This window comes from Streptomyces sp. NRRL F-6492 (genome assembly GCF_001280125.1).
Lineage (GTDB): Bacteria > Actinomycetota > Actinomycetes > Streptomycetales > Streptomycetaceae > Streptomyces.
The window spans coordinates 40,025-58,650 of sequence record NZ_LGEG01000224.1 but is presented as its reverse complement, the minus strand read 5'-3'; the positions used below and the strand labels follow the sequence as shown (position 1 = coordinate 58,650).

Below are 18,626 nucleotides of genomic sequence, written 5' to 3'. Positions count from 1 at the left end.
CCCCCCTCCCCCCCTTTTCCCTCCCCTGCCCCCTTCCTCCCCAGCAAGGAGTCGCCGACATGACCCGAGAGAACACCGCACGGCACTGGATCGACGGCGAGTGGGTCGGTTCCGCCCGGATCTCCGACAGCATCGACCCGGCCACGGGCAAAGTGATCGGCACCTACGCGGACGCCGACGCGGAAGTGGGGCAGCGGGCCGTCGACGCGGCCCGGCGCGCGTTCGAGGAGGGCGACTGGCGTCTCGACCCCATGGTGCGGTCCACCGCCCTCAGCCACCTTGCCGACGCGTACGCCGCGCGCATGGACGAGGTGATCGACACGCTGTGTCTGGAGAACGGCAAGCTCCGCCACGAGGCGGGATTCGAGGCGCACTTCATCCTGCGCGCGCTGCGCTTCGCCGCGGGACTCGCCGTCCAGCCGCACGGCCGGGTCACCGACACCCAGCCGGGCCGCCAGGCCATGTCGATCCGGCAGCCCGTCGGCGTCGCCGGCATCGTCGTGCCGTGGAACTCCCCCGCCTACCTGTGCATCCGCGCGCTGGCCCCGGCCCTCGCCGCGGGCTGCACGGCCGTGGTGAAGATGCCGGGGCAGGCGGCCCGCACGGCCGCGCTCATGAGCGAGATCCTCGCCTCCGTGCCCGAACTGCCGAACGGCGCGGTGAACGTCGTCGTCGAGTCCGGCTCCGACGTCGCCCGTCTGCTGGTCGAGTCACCCCGGGTGCCCGTCATCAGCTTCACCGGCAGCACCGCCACCGGCCGGCTCATCGCCCGGGATGCCGCGGCCCACTTCAAGCGGGTGGGTCTTGAACTGGGCGGCAAGACCCCACACCTGGTCTTCGCCGACGCCGACATCGAGGCCGCGCTGGCCACGGCCGTCGCGTCGTGCACCGTCTTCGCCGGGCAGTTCTGCATGACGGGCAGCCGGGTCCTGGTCCAGCGGGAGATCGCCGACGAGTTCACCGCCGCGCTGGCCCGGCGCCTGGAGAGCGTGCGGCCGGGCCCGGCCTCCGACCCGGCCAGCCAGATCGGCCCTCTGATCGACAAGGCGGCGGTCGCCCGCGTCGACGCCGCCGTGGAGGCGGCCGTCGCGGCCGGCGCCGAGCCGATCGTCCGCGGCGGCCCGAGCACCCGCCCCGAACTGGCCGGCGGCGCCTTCTACCATCCGACCCTGCTCGCGGTCACCGACTCCTCGCTCCCCATCGTCCAGGAGGAGACCTTCGGCCCGGTGCAGACCGTCCAGGTCTTCGACACCGAGGAGGAGGCGATCGCCCTCGCCAACGACACCGAGTACGGCCTGAGCGCCTGCGTCTGGAGTCGGGACGCGGACCGTCCGATGCGGGTCGCGCGGCAGCTCGACGCCGGCCTGATCTCCATCAACAGCTGGGCGAACCTCACGGTCGAGTTCGAGGAGGGCGGCTTCAAGTCCAGTGGCGTGGGCCGGCTCGGCGGCCCGGCGTCCGTGGAGGACTTCCTGGAGTACAAGCAGATCACCCAGGACTACGCACCGCGGCACCACTGACGGACGCCTCGCCGAAGGAGAAGGAGGGGCGTGTCCGTCCGACCCGCTCCGCCCTGCCGGGCATCCGTCACCGGTCGGACCATCAGGACCGACGGTGGACCCGCCCCGGCTTCGACCCCATGGGCCGCACGATCCGGGAAAGTACCGGGCCGACGGCCGACGGCCCCCGAAACCCTTGCTGTTATTACATATAGCGCTTAGTCTCACAGAGCCCTGACGGCGCCCGGAACACGGTCTTCGAACCCATGGATCCGGGGCGGTCGGCTCGACCCGCGAGCTACGCGCTGTCGTTCGCCGCAGGACGCCCCCCATCCGTGCGGCACGCCGGCACCCACTCCTGGCAGGAGGCCACAGATGGCCAAGCAGCGCGACCTTCTGACCTTCGAGGTCGACGGACACAAGATCACGGCGCTCGCCGCGGGGCCCGCCGAGCCCACCGGCAAACCCCTGATCGCCGCTCTCCACGGCGGCACGTACACCGCGCGGTACTTCGACGTCGCGGGCGCCGACGAGGGGTCCTTCCTGGACGTCGCCGTCGCGCACGGCCATCCGGTGGTGGCCTTCGACCGCCCCGGTTACGGCGGCAGCACCGCGCTGGAGCCGGACGCCAACACCTTCACCCGGCACACGGAACTGCTCAACGGCGCCCTGGCGCAGGCCGTCGAACGCCTCGGGGCGGACGACGTGTTCCTCGTCGGCCACTCGATCGGCGGCATGATCGCCCTGATGATCGCCGCCTCCGAGCCGGACATACCCCTGATCGGCGTCTCGGCGACCGGCATGGGTGCCGTCATCCCGAGCGGCGGAGCGGCCGAGGCCCTCGGATCCCTCCCGGCGGACGCGACCGTGGACCTGCCCCACGAGGAGCGGGACAAGGTGATGTTCGGCCCCGATCACACCTTCCGGGCGGAGGGGGTGCGCCAGGCACACGGCTCGTACGCGCCCGTGCCGGTGCGGGAGTTGGTCCAGGCGCCGCGTTGGCCGAAGGAGCACCTGCCCGTGCTCGCCCCCAAGGTCCGCGTCCCCGTGCACAACGCGCTCGCCGAGTTCGACGCCCTCTGGAGCAGCGGCCCGGAGGACGTCGCCCGGTTCGCCGCCCTCTTCACCGCGGCGCCGTTCGTGGACGCGAGCGTCGCCCGCGGGACGGGGCACTGCATCGATCACCACACGCTCGGTTTCGCCACGCACCTGCGGCAGCTCGCGTTCGCCGAGGAGTGCGCGCACTGGGCCGCGCAGCAGAAGGCCGAGAACGAGAACTGATGCCCTCCGTCGACAACAAGCACCTCCCGCGGCACGTGCAGGTCCTCGTCGCCGGCGGCGGACCGGTCGGCCTGGCCGCCGCCGTCGAGCTGTGCCGGCGCGGCGTCGACTGCCTGGTCGTCGAGCCGCGCGCCACGGTGTCCCGGGCACGTCCCCGCTGCAAGACCCTCAACGTGCGCACGATGGAGCACCTGCGCCGCTGGGGCCTGGCCGAGCGGCTGCGCGAGCGCGCCCCGCTGCCCGCCTCCTGGTCACAGGACGTGGTGTTCTGCACCTCGCTGACGGGCAGGGAACTGTCCCGCTTCACCGGCGTCCTGGGGCTCGCCCCGGAGGGCGACCGCTTCCCGGAGACCGGCCAGCAGGCGCCGCAGTACGTCCTGGAGGAGGTGCTGCGCGAGGCGGTCGAGGAGCTGGCCCCGGGGCGGCTCGCCCTCGGCTCGAAGGTCGTCGGTGTGCGCCAGGACGACGACCTGGTGACCGTGGCCGTCGAGGACGGCGCCGGTGGTCGCACCGTCGTCACCGCCGACTACATGATCGGCTGCGACGGTCCGCGCAGCGTCGTACGGGACGAGATCGGCGCCCGGTACGTGGGCGGGGAGGCCCTGCGCCCGAACTTCGGCATGGTCTTCCGGAGCCCCGGCCTGGGGAAGCACGTGGCGCACGGGCCGGCCGTGCAGTACTGGGTCGTCAACGCGACGGCCCCGGCCCTGGTCGGGCCGCTGGACCGGGCGGACACCTGGTGGGCGATCGCCTTCGGCGTCGACCGGGCGACCGGTGAGCGCGAGGCGCGGCGGATCATCGACGCCGTGGCGGGCCGCCCGGTGGAGGCCGAGGTGCTGTCCACCGACCCGTGGACCGCGCGGATGCAGATCGTCGACCGCATGCGCGACGGCCGGGTCTTCCTCGCCGGTGACGCCGCGCACCTCAACCCGCCGTTCGGCGGCCACGGGCTCAACACCGGTATCGGGGACGCGGTCGACCTGGGCTGGAAGCTCGCGGCCGTGCTCGCCGGCTGGGGCGGCCCTGACGTGCTCGACAGCTACGAGCGCGAGCGCCGCCCGGTACAGGAACGTGTCATCCGCGAGGCGACCGCCAACATGCGGGTGCTCTCCACCGAGTTGCTCGCCGACGGCCTCGACGCGGACGACGAGGCGGGCATCCGGGCCCGGCGGGCCGCGGGCGCGCGGATCCAGGAGACCAAGAAGGCGGAGTTCCACTCCCTCGACCTGGTCCTCGGCCTCCGTGTCGCCGCGTCGCCGATCCTCATCGCCGAGCCGGAGGGGCGAGAGGGCTCCCCGTGGATCGGGTCCCGGCTGCCCCACCTGTTCCTGGAGGACGGCCGCTCCCTGTACGACCTGCTCGGTGACGGCCTGACGCTGCTCGCCCTCGGGCGGGACGCGTCGGTGACGGCCGTCGAGGAGGCCGCGGACCTGCGGGGCGTCCCGCTCACCGTGGTACGTCTGCCGGAGCCGGTGGCCGCCGGGCACGCCGGACTGCTGGGCGCCCGCCTCGTCCTGGTCCGCCCGGACCAGGTGGTGGCCTGGCTCGGCGACGAGGTCCCCGAGGACCCCCTCGCCCTCGTCGACATCCTGAGCGGCAACGCCCGCCGGAACGGGAGGGCGGCACTCCGCAGCTCCTGAGCGTCTCCGTACGCCCTGCGGAAGAAGACCACCTCTGCTCCGTCGGCGCGTAGGCCATACGGCCCCGCCGGCCGGCGCGTGCGCGCGCCGCCCACCAGACCCCGCCCCGGCCGCGCCCTGTCCGAGGCACCTGCCTCGCGGCCGGGGCGGACCAGCACCCAAAGGGAGAAGAGAGACCGATGGCCCGCGCCATCGGCGACCTCGCCGGTGCCGACGGCTTCAGCACGGAGCAACCGGCCGGTCCCGCTTCCCCGCACCAGGAACACGCCCCATCGGGGAACACCCCCTTTCCTCAAGGAAGGCAGCACGCATGAGCGCTGACCAATGGACCAGACGACGGATCCTGAACACCGCGGCGGGTACGGCCGCGCTCGCCGGCGCGTCCACGCTGATGACGCCCGGCGTCGCCCAGGCCCACGGCGGCAAGCCCGACCCGCACGGCAGGCTGCGGATCATCGCCATCGAGGAAGCCGTCATCCTGCCGGGTCTCATCACCCAGGGCACGGCGCTGAACGGCGCGATCCCCTTCAAGCCCGAGGTCACCGCCGAGTGGTTCAAGCGGCTGCCGGACGTCACGCAGTACCGGCTCGCCGACATGGACGCCAACGGCGTCGCCATGCAGGTGCTCTCCCTCACCCCGCCCGGAGTGCAGACGCAGCCCGACGCGGCCATCGCCGTGCGGGACGCGCAGGTCGCCAACGACGCCCTGGCCGCCGTCGTCGACGCCCACCCCACCCGCTTCGGAGGCCTGGCCGCGCTGCCCCTCCAGGACCCGCGGGCAGCCGTGCGCGAGGCCAGGCGCGCCGTACTCGACCTGAGGATGGCCGGGTTCCTGGTCAACGGCCACACCAACGGCCACTACCTGGACGAGCCGCAGTTCCGGCCCGTGTGGGCCGCGCTCGAAGAACTGGGCGCCGCCCTCTACCTCCACCCCACCCCGGCCCCGGCCGGCGAATGGGGACTGCTGAAGGACCGTCCCGAACTGGTCGGCCCCCTCTACAGCTGGGCGGCCGAGACCGGCGGGCACGCCCTGCGGGTCATCCTCGGCGGCGTCTTCGACGACTTCCCGGGGGCCAGGCTCATCGTGGGCCACATGGGCGAGTTCCTGCCGTACCACGCTCCCCGCCTCGACGTGCAGATCAAGAACATCAACACCAAGGTGCCGTTGAAGAAGAAGCCCTCCGAGTACCTCAGGCAGAACATCGCCATCACCACCTCGGGCGTGATGGACGACACCATGCTCCAGGCCGCCATCAAGTCGGTGGGCATCGACAACGTGCTGTTCGCCATCGACTACCCCTTCGAGAAGAGCGAGCAGGCCGTCGGGTTCCTGCGCGGCGCGAACCTGTCCCCCTCCCACCGCCGGAAGATCGCCGGCGGCAACGCCGAGCGCATCCTGAAGCTCTGATCGCCCCGCCGCCGCGTCTCCCCCGCGCCCCGTGCCGTGCCCCCGCGGTGCGGGGCGTCGTCGGCGGTGCGCCCCCGCGCAGCCCTTGTCATGCACGCCGTCCACCCACAGGGGCGTAGTTATAGTTGGTGTCCACCACCGGACGGCCGAAACGAGGAACACACCGTGGCGACACCCCGGGGGGCGGTCCAGCCCATCACGTCGCGGTCCGTGGTGGAGCAGGCCACCGAAGAACTGCGGCGCGCGATCCTGGCCGGCCACCTGGCCCCCGGTACGGAGTACTCGCTGCGCGAGCTGGCCGGGATGCTCGGCATCAGCTTCATCCCCATCCGCGAGGCGCTGCGCAGCCTGGAGAGCGAGGGTCTGGTCATCATGCGGCCCGGCCGCAGCGCCGTCGTCGCCCCGCTCGACCTCGACGACCTGCACGGCATCTACCGCCTGCGGCGCGCCCTGGAGCCGGAGATCGCCCGGCGTTCGTGCACCCTGCTGACGGACGAGGAACTGGACCGTCTGGAGTCCCACGCCGCCGACTTCGGCGCCCGGGAGCACGGCATGGCCGACATCTACGACGACCACCACGCCTTCCACCTCGCCCTCCTGGCGCCTGCCGCCACCGTCTGGGACATCCGGGTCCTGACCACCCTGTGGCGGGCTGCGGAGCGCTACATCCGCATCGGCTTCGGCCGGCTCGACCCCGACCCCGGCGAGCACGAGCGGCGGGGCAAGGCCCACATGGACCTCGTGGAGGCGTTCCGCACCCGCGACCCGGCCACGGTCGGCGCCGCCGTCGAGAAGCACCTCGCCCGCAACGAGAGGATGGCCTTCTCGGCCCTGTCCTGAGGACGACAGCCCCCGACGGCGTCCGACCCGGATCTCCGGGCGGACGCCGTCGGGGGCTTTTCCTTGCGTAAGGCGGGCTCCGCGTCACCGGGCAAGGGGCGTCTCCGTCTCGGAGGGGCCGTCGGCCGGTGCGGGGGCGGGCGCACTCCGGCCCGGCCGCAGCAGGCCGATCAGGACCGCGCCCAGGACCGCCGGGACCACGAAGGCGTAGAAGCCGGCCTTGGGCGAGCCGATCAGCACGGTGACGGCGGCCAGGTAGCCGGGGCCGACGATGGCGCCGACGCGCCCGACGCCGAGGCTGAAGCCCAGGGCGGTGCCGCGCAGCCGTGCCGGGTGGGCGTGGGCGACGTGGATGTTGACGAGCGCCTGGGTTCCGAGGGCGCCGAAACCGGCGACGGCGGAGACCAGGAGGAGCAGGGGCCGGGGCTGCGGCGTGCTCAGGACGATCATGGCGACGGCGGCGAGGAGGAAGCCGGCGATCGTGGCGGCCTTCAGCAGCCCCCGGTCGGCGACCAGGGCGGCGCCGAGGGTGCCGATGACGGCGCCCGCGTTGAAGGCGATGGAGAACTCCAGCGAGGAGCCGAGGTCGTATCCGTTGTCGACCATCAGCGTGGGCAGCCAGGTGCCGGCGCCGTAGACGATGACGAGTCCGGTGAACGTGGCCGCCCAGAACAGCAGCGTGGAGCGGCGGTACCGCGGGGCGAGCAGCCGGCGCAGGCGGTTGGCGGACTCGTCCGGCCCGGCCGTGGCGGTCTCCGTCCCGGCGGCCTCCGGCAGGGTCTGCGCCGGGCGGTCCCGCACCACGGCGGGCACCAGGCGCCACACCACGGGAATCAGCACCAGGGGGACCGCTCCGAAGAGGAAGAGCGTGCGGAAGTCCCACTCGGGCAGCAGGGCGCGGCTGACGACGCCGGTGACGATGCCGCCGACGGCCAGTCCCGTCGTGGCGGTGCCCACCTGGAGGGAGTGCCGGGCGGGGTCGGCAGCTTCGCTGACGTACGCGGTGACGAGGGGGATCAGGGCGCCGATGCCCATGCCGGTGAGGAAGCGGGTCGCGCCGAAGAGGGCGAGGTCGCCGGCCGCGGCGCTCAGCAGCATGCTCACGGAGAGCCAGGCCAGGCTGACCGTCATGGGGAGGCGGCGGCCGTGGAGGTCACCGGCCCAGCCGGCGGCGACGGAGCCGAGCGGCATGCCGAGCGCCGTGAGGCTGCCCAGCAGGCCCAGTGTCGACTTGGTGGCGTCCCAGTCGGGGTGGGACAGCAGGGAGGGGCCGACCGCGCCCAGGATGAACAGGTCGTACCCCTCGATGCACAGGATGACGAGCCCGAGGGCCACCGCGGGGCCGGGACGGGGCCCGGTCGGGGACTTGCCGGGGGTGGGGTTCATGTCCGTACTCCTCAGGAGGGACTGCGCGAGTGGGAGGGCCACGGCGACGCCGATGAGGGCGTGGCGGAGGATCGGGGTGATCGCGGGGGGCTGTCCGTCGGCGCCGGGGGACCGGGAGGGGAGCGTCCGTCGGCGACCGTGCGTTCCCGCCGTGGGCAGGAGGTGCCGCGGGGGGCCGCTCGGAAGGACCGCCCGGTGAGGCCGGGACCGTGCGGCACGCGGGACGTCGCGTCGCCGGACGTCACGGACGTGCCGCGGCACGGATACGGGAGCGGCGAGGAGCCGTCCCGTCTCGGTCACGCCGCGGGGAACCGGGTGTGATGCTGGAGCCCGCCACGGGCGTGTGTCAATGCCCGTGGGAGACCGGGCTCGAATCCGCGGTCCGACGGCGGTGGCCGGGATCCCGATTCGGCGCCGGAGGGTTGTTGTTATCACATATAGCGGCTACGGTCGGTCCGTCTTCCCGGTACCGGCCCTCTCCGGCCCCGTACCGCCCGGCACGCCCCTCGGCGCCGCCACCCGGACTGTCCGCCCGCGTCCGCAGCACTCGGGGCGCCACGGCGGCGGTCGCGCCTCCTCGGAACACCGCGCCGACGGCAGGCCGCCCTCGGTCCTCCACGGAGGCCGGGGCACGAACGCCGCACTTTCCTCACCCGCCCGGCAGAAGGACACAACGATGTGCATCGATCACACGAACCGGCGTGACTTCATCAAGACGGCCGCGGCGGCCGGCATCGCCGTCGCGGGGGTGTCGGCACTGGCCGCGCCCGCCTCCGCACACGCGCACGCCGTCCCGCTCGACAAGGTCGCGCTGACGAACGTCAGGATCTTCGACGGCGACCAGGTGACCTCCCCGCGCACCGTGGTCATCGACAACGGACGGATCGGCATCAGCTCCCTCGGCGCGCGTCGGATCGACTGCGGGGGCGCGGTGCTGCTTCCGGGACTGACCGACGCCCACCTTCACCTGCGGGACGTCAACACCCTGCACGCGCTGGCCGGTTCCGGTGTGACCACCGGCCTCGACATGGCCTCCTTCCCGCCCTCGCTCGTCGATTCGCTGCGCGGACTGCCCGGCCTGACCGACATCCGCAGCGCGGGCGCGCCGGCGGTGGCGCCCGGAAGCCCGCAGAGCCGGATCCCGACCTTCCCCGCGGACGCGGTACTGACCGGCCCCGAACAGGCCGCCCGGTTCGTCCGCTCCCGGATCGCCGAAGGCTCGGACTACATCAAGATCATCATCGATGAGCCGGGGCTCTCGCCGGAGACCGTCAAGGCGGTGACGACGTCCGCGCACTCCGCCGGCAGGCTCGTCATGGCCCACGCGACCACCACGGCCATGGTGGTCAGGGCGCTGGACGCGAACGTCGACATGATCCACCACGTGCCGATGGACAGCGCCCTGCCGGCGTCGGTGGCCGCGCGGTACGCCTCGTCCGGCACCTTCGCGGTGCCCACCCTGACCATGATGGAGGGCTTCGGGAAGCTCGGGATACCCGGCATGGACTACGCGGCCGCCGAGGGCAGCGTCGCCGCGCTGCGTCGCGCGGGAGCGCGGATCCTGGCGGGCACGGACGCGAACCTCACTCCGGGGATCCCGGTGCAACCGCCGTACGGCACCAGCCTGCACCACGAGCTGGAGCTCCTGGTCCGCGCGGGGCTCACCGGGCGGGAGGCCCTGCGGGCCGCGACGAGCCTGCCCGCCCAGGCGTTCGGCCTGCGTGACCGCGGCGCCGTCCGCGTCGGGAACCGCGCCGACCTCGTCCTGATCGACGGCGACCCGCTCGCCGACATCACCGCGACCCGCGCCGTCCGGCGCGTCTGGGTCGGTGGCGCGGAGTACGTCCCCGCCACCGCCTGACCCGCTTGCCCGCCACCGCGACCGGCATCGCCTCCCGGCCGGGAGACGATGCCGGGGTCCGGCACGACGCGGTGCGCCCCGGACCCGGTACGCCGTTGCCGTGGAGCACGGCAAAGGCCGACGAGCGCTTTCGGGCGCTTCCCGTACATCCAGCCGAGGAACGGCGCCATGACTTTCCCAGCTCCGACCCGTCCCGCGCACCGGCCGAGAGGTGTCACCGCCCTGCTCACCGTCCTCACGCTGACGACGGCCACCGTCGCGGGCTGTTCGGCGTCGACCGGGGGCGGGGAGGCCGAGGACGGCACCGTGCGCGTGGCGCTCGTCGACGCGGCACCGCCGAGCCTGCCCCTCCTGGCCGAGAGGAACGGCGACTTCGCCGATCAGGGCCTCGACGTGGAGATCTCCTCGCACCCGAGCACGCGCATCGCGTCCTTCGCCGCCTCTCTCGGCTGGGAGTACGACATCGCCTGGGGCACGCCCGCCGACGTCATCGCCTCCGCCTGGCAGGGGCACGACATCACCGTGATCGCCGGCTCCTACACCGACCGCGACGATAACCAGCAGGGCCAGATGTACGCCGCCGAGTCGGGCGCGGTCGGCTCCGCGACCGATCTGCGGGGGAAGCGGGTGGCGGTGCCCTCCCTGTCGGGCGCGCTGTTCCTGGCGGTGCTGACGTCCCTGAAGAGGGCGGGAGTGGACACCGATGACGTGCGTTTCGTCCAGATGCCCTTCTCCAGCATGCTCGGCGAACTCGGCTCCGGCGGGGTCGACGCCGTCGCGACCGTCCAGCCGTACATGGGCGCGGTCGAGGCCGCCGGGCACCGTCCACTCGGGGACCCGTTCCTGTCGATCGACTCCCCCGTGGTCGCCGGCGTGTGGATCGCGAAGCGCACGTGGGCGGAGAGGAATCCACGGACGATCTCCTCGTTCGTCGCGGCTCTGAACTCCGCCGACCGCTGGGCGTCGTCCCACGAGAAGGACGTACGGACCTTCTTGTCGTCCGCGCTGGAGGTGCCGCGCCGAGGGGCGGCGGCTTCGCTGCCCGACTGGGACACGTCCGTCACGCCGGAGGCACTGGCACCCTGGATCGAGGCCATGGCGTCGTCGGGGCAGGTCCACGGCTCCTTGCCCGAGGCCGAGGACCTCGTGTGGACTCCTCCGGAGAACTGACCGCGTGCCGTGCGGGGGTGGGCGTCGAAGCTTCGACGCCCACCCCCGCACGGCACTTCGCCTCACTCGGTGAGGTCGAGTGCGGCGCCGACGATGCTGTCGGTGTCGATGCGGTGGTAGCGGTAGACCTCGTCCAGGGAGCCGGACTGGCCGAAGCGGGTGACGCCCAGTCTGCGGATCGGCACCCGGTGGATGTTGGACAGGAAGGCCAGCGTGTGCGGGTGCCCGTCCAGGACGGTGACCAGCGGCGTGGCCCGCTCCGCGGGGAAGACCTGGTCCAGGATCCAGTCGGGCGCGTCGTCGTTGCCGGCGCGGGCGTCCAGGGCCTTGTAGAGCAGGCCGGGGCTGGTCACGCAGATCACGTCGGCCGGGACGCCGAGGTTCTGGAGGCGGTCCGCGGCGGCCAGGGCCTCGGTGACCATGGCGCCCATGGCGGCGATGGTGACCTCGGCGCCGTCCTGACGGCGCAGCGGGTAGGCACCGGCCACGACCTGGCGGCGACGGCGTTCCCGGGCCGCCGGGTCGGTCGGGACCCGGGCCAGGGTCTGGTCGACGGGGCGGGTGGACAGCCGCAGGTAGGCCGAGCCTCCGTCGGGCCTGCCGAGGCGGGCCAGGGCGGCAAGCAGCGTCCACTCGGTGTCGAGGGCGAAGGCGGGCTCCCAGGTCGTGCAGCCGGGCTGCTCGATGCCGAGGGACGGCGTGGTGACGGACTGGTGCGCGCCGCCCTCGGGCGCCAGGGTGACGCCGGAGGGAGTGCCCACCAGGATCGACTGCCCGCCGGCGTACATGCCGAAGGACCAGGGTTCCAGGGCTCGGTTGACGAAGGGGTCGTACACCACGCCGATGGGCAGCAGCGGCTTCCCCCACCGGCTCCAGGTCGCGCCCAGCTCGCCGAGCAGGCCGACGAGGTTGGTCTCGGCGATGCCCAGTTCGATGTGCTGGCCGGTCGGGCGCTCCCGCCAGTGCAGGATGGTCTCCGCGTCGTCGGCGAACCAGTTCACGCGCTCGACGGGCGACCAGACGCCGACCTTGTTGACCCAGCCGCCCAGGTTGGTCGACGAGCTGACGTCGGGGCTGACCGTGACCACCCGGCGGGCCGCCTCGGGAGCGCTGCGGGTCAGGTCGAGCAGCGTGCGGCCGAGGGCCGCCTGGGTGGTGGCGACGCCCGTCGGGGTGCGGCCGATGTCCACGGGGACCGCGGGGGGCGCCGTCCCGGCGACGGCGTCCCGGCGCAGCCGCGCCCCAATCCGCGCGCAGAGGCGGGCCGCCGCCGAGTCCGGGGCGAAGCCCTCCCACGGATGGTCGGCGTCGGCGCCCACCTCGTCCGCCAGCTGCCGCATCTGATCCTCCGTCAGCAGCGAGGAGTGGTTCTGCGGGTGGCCCTGCGTGGGCAGGCCGTGCCCCTTGACGGTGTACGCGAAGATCACCGTGGGCCGGTGGTCGTCCACCTCGGACAGCGCGGCGTCGAGGGCGGACAGGTCGTGGCCGCCCAGGTTGCGGACCGACTCCATGAGGGTGGCGTCGTCGACCTCCGCGAGCAGTCGGACGATCGCCGGAGCTTCGGGACCGGAGCCGGGCAGCCGATCGCGCAACTCGTCGACCGGACAGCGCAGCAGCCGCTGGTACTCGGGATTGGGCATGTCGTCGATGCGGGCCCGCAGTGCGTGCCCCCCGGGGCGCGCGAACAGCTCCTCGAGGAGCGTGCCGTACTTGAGGGTGAGCACCTGCCATCCCGCCGCGGCGAACATGCCGTGCAGGCGGCCGGCGGCGATGTTCGGCACGACGCGGTCGAGGGACTGCCGGTTCAGGTCGACGATCCAGACCAGTTCGCCGAGTTCGGCGACCTGCGGGTCGAGGACCGCCTCCCACACCGCGCCCTCGTCCAGCTCCGCGTCTCCCACCAGCGCGTACTGCCGGCCGGTGAAGCCGCCGTCGGCGCTCCCGTCCGTGTAACGACGGGCCAGGGCGCCCCAGATCGTCGCCGTGGCGCCGATGCCCACCGACCCGGTGGAGTAGTCGACCGGATCGGGGTCCTTGGAGCGGCTCGGGTAGCTCTGGAGGCCGCCGAAGGCGCGCAGGGTGGACAGGTGGGGGGTGTCCAGCTCGCCGAGCAGGTGGTTGACGGCGTGCAGGACCGGCGAGGCGTGCGGCTTGACCGAGACCCTGTCCTCGGGACGCAGATGACGGAACCACAGGGCCGTCATGATGGACACCATCGAGGCGCAGGACGCCTGGTGGCCGCCGACCTTGAGTCCCGACGGGTTGGGGCGCACGCGGTTGGCGTGGTGCACGATCGCGCTGGACAGCCACAGCACGCGGTCCTGGATCTCGTGCAGCACGTCGAGGTCGTCGGCCGCGGGCCGCCGGGGGGCTGCTGGTGCGGTGGTCATGGCGAAACGGTCTCCTCGATCGGCACATCCGGCGCGCAGACGTGCGGCCGGCTGTGACTTGGGACGTATCACGGCGGCGCGGAGGGCGCGCCGGATGTGCTCCGGGGCACGTCGGGCCGGCTCACGACCGGACACGGTCGGCGGCGCGGTGCCGGGGGCGGGATCGTTGCGTCGAGGAAACCACCAGGTCAGGATGGCGTACAAGAACTCGCAAGGAAATTGAGCAGAATGCCCAATCACCCCTCTTCCCAGCCCCGGAAGGTGCGCACCGTGCCCAGCTCCGAGCGGATCGACCCCACCGACGCGCGCCTCCTCCTGGCGCTGACGGCTCATCCCCGGGCCACCACGGTGGCGCTGGCCGAGGCGAGCGGGTTGAGCCGCAACACCGTCCAGGCGCGTCTGGCGTCGCTGGACCGCACGGGTGCCGTGGACTCCTTCGAGCGGCGCGTCGACCCGGCGGCCCTCGGCTATCCGCTGACCGCGTTCGTGACGACCCGGGTCGCGCAGCGCAGGCTGGACGAGGTCGGGCACGAACTCGCGGCGATTCCCGAGGTCCTCCAAGTGCACGGGCTGACCGGGGACACCGATCTGCTGGTCCACGTGGTCGCGACCGACGCCGAGGACCTGTACCGCGTGGCGAGCCGGATCCTCGACATCCCCGGAGTGGAGCGCACCAGTACGGCACTCGTCATGCGCCAGTTGGTCGGCTACCGGATCGCCCCGCTGCTGCGCCGGTCCGCCGCGCGCTGATCGCGGGCGACACGGCGGGCCCCCGAGGGGGTCACGAGCCCCTCCACCGCTTCGGGTGCTCAGCGTCCTCCCTCCTCCGGGGCCGGTTCCGCCGGCCTCCCCCGAGCAAGTCCACCGGCCGTCGTCGGCGCCTCCCCGGCTCCGGTCCGTCGCGGGCGGATCGGCCCGGTCACGCCGTCATGGAGCACGGCTTCCGGGCAGGACGGAGCCGGTGCGGCCATGACGTGGACGCGGCCGCGGACGAGGCCGACAGGAACGCCTGAGCCCCGCCGACAGCCCGTTCAGAGGAGATTCATCAGCCCGGCTTCTTGCTGTTATCACATATAGCGCCTTACTGTGTGATCGGCGTCGCAGTCGACGGGAGTCGGGTGGGCATCGCGAGCGGTGCCGGCGGACCCGACAGCCGGCGTGATTCCGTCGACGGCGTCCGCCACCCGGTCGCCCCGCCCCCGTCGGCCACGAGGTGTAAGGCGACGCGGCTCGACATCGCCGAGAAGCCCCCCCCGGTCCGAGCCACCGGCCCGGCCGCCCGGCCACAACCCACCACGCGAGGACACAGGAGCAGCTCCGTGCGCATTGCCAACCTCTCCGGCCGCCTGGCCCTCGTCGTCGACGGTCTCGCCGTCGACGTCGAGGAGGCCAGCGGTGGCCGCTTCACCGCGGACCCGCAGGCCGTCTACGAGCGGTGGGAGGAGTTCCGCCGGTGGGCGGCGCAGGCCCGCCTGCCCGAGGGCGGCCCCGTGGATCCCGCCCTCCTGGGCGCCCCCGCGCCCGCCCCGCGGCAGATCGTCGCCGCCGGCCTGAACTACCGCGACCACGCGGCCGAATCCGGGTTCGCCCTGCCCGAGACGATGCCGCCGGTCTTCACCAAGTTCGCCACCAGCATCACCGGCCCCGTCACCGAGGTCGCCCTCCCGCCCGGCGGCCACACCGACTGGGAGATCGAACTCGTCGTCGTCATCGGCGTCCGCGCGCACCGTGTCTCCGCGGAGACCGCCTGGGACCACGTCGCCGGGCTGACCGTGGGCCAGGACATCTCCGAGCGCATCACGCAACTCGAAGGGCCGTCACCGCAGTTCAGCCTCGGCAAGTCCTTCCCCGGCTTCGCCCCCATCGGGCCCTGGCTGGTCACGCCCGACGCGTTCGACGACCCCGACGACCTGGGACTGCGCTGCACCGTGAACGGCGAGGAGGTCCAGAAGGGCCGCACCAGTGACCTGATCTTCTCCGTACCCGAGCTGCTCTCCCGCCTGTCCTCGGTGATCCCCCTGCTGCCCGGCGACCTCGTGTTCACCGGCACCCCGGCCGGCGTCGGCCTGGGCCGTGACCCACAGCGCTGGCTCGCCCCCGGGGACGAACTGGTCAGCACCATCGAGGGCATCGGAGAACTGCGCCAGCGCTTCGTCGCACAGACCTGACGTCCCGGCGACCTCGTGCCCAGGGGTCGCGCACAGCCACCCCCATGAACCGTCGAACGCCGAAAGCGCGGGCACAGGACCGGACCACCGGCCGTGAGGACCACCACGGCCGGACGCCCGCGGATTCGATCGAGGAGGATCGGATGACCGCCACACCGAAGTTCGCCCACGTCGTGTTCCAGACCAGCAACCCCACCGGCATGCGGGACTGGTACTGCACCGTTCTCGACGGGCACGTGGTGTTCCAGAACGACCACCTGTGCTTCATCACCTACGACGAGGAGCACCACCGCGTCGCCCTGCTCACCCCGCCGGTCCCCCTGGAGCGCAAGTCGCCCACGACGGCCGCGGCCCACCACGTCGCCTACACCTTCGACCACCTCGACGACCTCCTCGCCCGCTACGAGCTGCTGCGCGGCAAGGGCGTCACGCCTGCGGTGTGCATCGCCCACGGCGTCACCACGTCGATGTACTACCAGGACCCGGACGGCGGTTTCGTCGAGATGCAGATCGACAACTTCGCCGACCCGGACGAGGCCACCGGCTACATGAACGGGCCGGAGTACGGCGCCGACGCCGTCGGCCCCGCCTTCGACCCCGAGGCCATGCTCACCGCCCGCCGCTCCGGGGCGACCGTCGAGGAACTGATCCACCGGTCCTGGGCCCTGAGGAGCGACCTGCCCGATCCGATGCTGGTCCTCACCGGAGCCGTCTGAGCACGGAACGGGACCGAGACGTCGGACCAGGGGTGCCGGGACGGGACCGGCACCCCCTCGGCGCGCCGCCACCCGGCGGTCCGAGAACGGTCGCTCCATCCGGCCGGCCGCCCACATCCACCCACAGGGGAATCCTTGAGCACCTCCAGCCATCACGACGACGCCGGCTGCCTCATGTGCGGCCTGGAACGGAACGAAGAGGCCAACGTCGTCTTCCGTGACTCTCTCTGGTCGGGAGAAACGGTCCCCGGTTACGACGTACCCGGCTGGTTCGTCCTGCGGGTCCGCCGGCACGCCGAGCGCATCACCGGGCTCGACGAGGCCGAACTGGCCTCGTTCGCCCGCCGTGCGCGCGACCTGGTCGCGGCGGTCACCGAGGCGACCGGCGCGCCCGCGACCTACCTGCTGGTCTTCGGCGAGAACCATCCGCACTTCCACGCGCTCGTCACGGCCCGTGGTGAAGACGTCCCCGCGGACCGGCGCAACGGGAACATCCTGCGGCTCCGGACCGAGCAGGCCGACCCGGAGGCCGCCGCCCGCCTGGTGCCCGCGGTGCGCCGCGCCTACGAACGACTCGCCGGCGACGGCACGTACCCGCTCTCGGCCTGATCGCCGAGAAGCGGGTGAGGTCCCGGCCGCCGGACGGCCGGGACCCGCTCGGTGCCCGCGCGCAGACGCCGCGCGGGGCGGGGGCGGCCGCCGGCCCGGCGGCTGTCCGGGATCACGGGGCCGGCGGAGGCGGGGCTCACCGTGTCGGAGCGTCCCGGCGGAGGTGGACGGGCGCCGCGGTGGCGGCGGCGACCCGTTCCGGGGTGACGCCGGGGGCCGTCTCCACCAGGACGAGTCCGCGGTCGGTGACGTCGAGGACGGCGAGGTCGGTGATGATCCGGTGGACGCAGGAGCGTCCGGTCAGCGGAAGGGTGCACTCGGAGAGGATCTTCGGGCTGCCGTCCCTCGCGGTGTGCTCCATGAGGACGATGACGCGGCGGGCTCCGTGCACGAGGTCCATCGCCCCGCCCATGCCCTTCACCGTCTTGCCGGGGATCATCCAGTTGGCGAGGTCGCCGCGGTCGGAGACCTGCATGGCGCCGAGGACCGCGGTGTCGATGTGGCCGCCGCGGATCATGCCGAAGGACAGCGCGGAGTCGAAGTAGCTCGCCCCCGCCCGTACCGTCACGGTCTCCTTGCCGGCGTTGATCAGGTCCGGGTCCACGGCCTCCTCGGACGGGTAGGGGCCGGTGCCCAGGATGCCGTTCTCCGACTGGAGGACCACGTGCACGCCCTCGGGCACGAAGCCGGGGACGAGGGTGGGCAGTCCGATGCCGAGGTTGACGTAGTCGCCGTCGCTCAGTTCGGCCGCCGCCCGGGCGGCCGTCTCGTTCCTGGTCCAGGGCATCAGCCGGACACCGCCTCTCGTGTCGCGGGCGCGAGGACCGTACGCCGTTCGATCCGCTTGTCGGCCGCCTGCCGGGACGTGAGGCCCACGACGCGCTGCACGAACACGCCGGGCAGGTGGATCTCGTCCGGGTCGAGGGCGCCGGGTTCGACGAGCTCTTCGACCTCGGCGACGGTCACGCGGCCGGCCATGGCGGCGAGCGGGTTGAAGTTGCGGGCGGACTTGTCGAAGGCGAGGTTGCCGTGCCGGTCCCCGCGTGCCGCCCGGACCAGGGCGAAGTCGCAGGTGATGGCCTCCTCCAGGACGAAGTCGCGGTCGCCGAAGGTACGGGTCTCCTTGGCCGGCGAGGCGACGGCGACGCCGCCGTCGGAGTCGTGGCGCCAGGGGATGCCGCCGTCGGCGAGCGGCGTGCCCACGCCCGCGGGGGTGTAGAACGCGGGGATGCCGCAGCCCCCGGCGCGCAGGCGTTCGGCGAGGGTGCCCTGGGGGACGAGTTCCACTTCGAGTTCACCGCCGAGGTACTGGCGGGCGAACTCCTTGTTCTCGCCGACGTACGAGCCGGTGACACGGGCGATGCGTCCGGCGCCCAGCAGGATGCCGAGGCCGTGGTCGTCGGTGCCGCAGTTGTTGGAGACCACCCGCAGCCTGCCGGCGCCCTGCGCGTGCAGGGCCGAGATGAGGGTGCTCGGGATGCCGCACAGGCCGAATCCGCCGACGGCGAGGGAGGCGCCGTCGCCTATGTCGGCCACGGCCGCGGCCGCGGAGGGCGATGTCTTGTCCATGAACGTCCTTGGGAGTCTTCGCGAGGTGCGTTTCGCGCGGGTCGGCCCGCGCGGGGCCCGTCCGCCGTGGTCGGTGGTGTTCCTGTTCT

General features: G+C 73.0%; 15 protein-coding genes. 11 read left to right on the top strand and 4 right to left on the bottom strand.

The genetic code is table 11. The features are described 5' to 3' along the window. Positions 1 to 59 precede the first annotated feature (59 nt). The 5 genes from ADL08_RS21040 to ADL08_RS21020 all read left to right on the top strand — a co-directional run bounded on the left by ADL08_RS21040 (position 60) and on the right by ADL08_RS21020 (position 6,668). Complete coding sequence (locus tag ADL08_RS21040; protein WP_053645251.1) at positions 60 to 1,520, top strand: aldehyde dehydrogenase family protein; 1,461 nt, start codon at positions 60 to 62, stop codon at positions 1,518 to 1,520. A gap of 354 nt (positions 1,521 to 1,874) precedes the next feature. After that, positions 1,875 to 2,780 (top strand): alpha/beta hydrolase, encoded by a 906-nt coding sequence (locus ADL08_RS21035; RefSeq protein WP_053645248.1) that lies wholly within the window; start codon positions 1,875 to 1,877, stop codon positions 2,778 to 2,780. Then, the gene (locus ADL08_RS21030; protein ID WP_053645246.1) at positions 2,780 to 4,420 is read left to right on the top strand and encodes an FAD-dependent monooxygenase; all 1,641 of its coding nucleotides are present in this window, start codon (positions 2,780 to 2,782) and stop codon (positions 4,418 to 4,420) included. Before ADL08_RS21035 ends, ADL08_RS21030 begins: the two co-directional genes overlap by 1 nt. Before the next feature lie 310 nt (positions 4,421 to 4,730). After that, a complete protein-coding gene (locus ADL08_RS21025) occupies positions 4,731 to 5,828 on the top strand; it encodes an amidohydrolase family protein (RefSeq protein ID WP_078968320.1) in 1,098 nt (365 codons plus the stop codon). A 165-nt stretch (positions 5,829 to 5,993) separates the two neighbouring features. Further along, positions 5,994 to 6,668: a GntR family transcriptional regulator gene (locus ADL08_RS21020; RefSeq protein ID WP_053645244.1), complete on the top strand. Its 675-nt coding sequence runs from the start codon at positions 5,994 to 5,996 to the stop codon at positions 6,666 to 6,668. Between the two features lie 84 nt (positions 6,669 to 6,752). Here ADL08_RS21020 and ADL08_RS21015 read toward each other — a convergent pair whose 3' ends face one another. Beyond that, entirely contained in the window at positions 6,753 to 8,054 is a 1,302-nt protein-coding gene (locus tag ADL08_RS21015) for an MFS transporter (RefSeq protein ID WP_053645242.1), read from the bottom strand. A 676-nt stretch (positions 8,055 to 8,730) separates the two neighbouring features. Here ADL08_RS21015 and ADL08_RS21010 point away from each other — a divergent pair. Both ADL08_RS21010 and ADL08_RS21005 read left to right on the top strand, forming a co-directional pair. Next, complete coding sequence (locus ADL08_RS21010) at positions 8,731 to 9,915, top strand: amidohydrolase family protein (protein ID WP_078968318.1); 1,185 nt, start codon at positions 8,731 to 8,733, stop codon at positions 9,913 to 9,915. A 168-nt stretch (positions 9,916 to 10,083) separates the two neighbouring features. Continuing rightward, complete coding sequence (locus ADL08_RS21005) at positions 10,084 to 11,085, top strand: ABC transporter substrate-binding protein (protein WP_053645240.1); 1,002 nt, start codon at positions 10,084 to 10,086, stop codon at positions 11,083 to 11,085. A gap of 62 nt (positions 11,086 to 11,147) precedes the next feature. Here ADL08_RS21005 and ADL08_RS21000 read toward each other — a convergent pair whose 3' ends face one another. Then, on the bottom strand, positions 11,148 to 13,475 hold the full coding sequence (locus tag ADL08_RS21000; protein WP_053645238.1) for a transketolase-like TK C-terminal-containing protein: 2,328 nt from the start codon (positions 13,473 to 13,475) through the stop codon (positions 11,148 to 11,150). Positions 13,476 to 13,745: 270 nt separating this feature from the next. Between ADL08_RS21000 and ADL08_RS20995 the strand changes: the two genes are divergently transcribed. From ADL08_RS20995 to ADL08_RS20980, 4 genes are all read left to right on the top strand, one after another. Beyond that, positions 13,746 to 14,225 carry an Lrp/AsnC family transcriptional regulator gene (locus ADL08_RS20995; RefSeq protein ID WP_053645261.1) on the top strand — a complete coding sequence of 160 codons (480 nt, stop codon included), beginning with the start codon at positions 13,746 to 13,748 and terminating at the stop codon, positions 14,223 to 14,225. 569 nt (positions 14,226 to 14,794) lie between these two features. After that, positions 14,795 to 15,643, top strand: coding sequence for a fumarylacetoacetate hydrolase family protein (locus ADL08_RS20990; RefSeq protein WP_053645236.1), 849 nt, complete (start codon positions 14,795 to 14,797; stop codon positions 15,641 to 15,643). A gap of 143 nt (positions 15,644 to 15,786) precedes the next feature. Further along, positions 15,787 to 16,359 (top strand): VOC family protein, encoded by a 573-nt coding sequence (locus tag ADL08_RS20985; protein WP_053645234.1) that lies wholly within the window; start codon positions 15,787 to 15,789, stop codon positions 16,357 to 16,359. Positions 16,360 to 16,494: 135 nt separating this feature from the next. Next, the gene (locus ADL08_RS20980; protein WP_234352216.1) at positions 16,495 to 16,968 is read left to right on the top strand and encodes a hypothetical protein; all 474 of its coding nucleotides are present in this window, start codon (positions 16,495 to 16,497) and stop codon (positions 16,966 to 16,968) included. Positions 16,969 to 17,104: 136 nt separating this feature from the next. On the opposite strand, the gene ADL08_RS20975 is transcribed toward ADL08_RS20980, so the two are convergent. After that, positions 17,105 to 17,755, bottom strand: a complete 651-nt coding sequence (locus tag ADL08_RS20975; protein ID WP_053645232.1) for a CoA transferase subunit B — start codon at positions 17,753 to 17,755, stop codon at positions 17,105 to 17,107. Then, positions 17,755 to 18,537, bottom strand: coding sequence for a CoA transferase subunit A (locus tag ADL08_RS20970; protein ID WP_053645230.1), 783 nt, complete (start codon positions 18,535 to 18,537; stop codon positions 17,755 to 17,757). Before ADL08_RS20970 ends, ADL08_RS20975 begins: the two co-directional genes overlap by 1 nt. Positions 18,538 to 18,626: the final 89 nt, after the last annotated feature.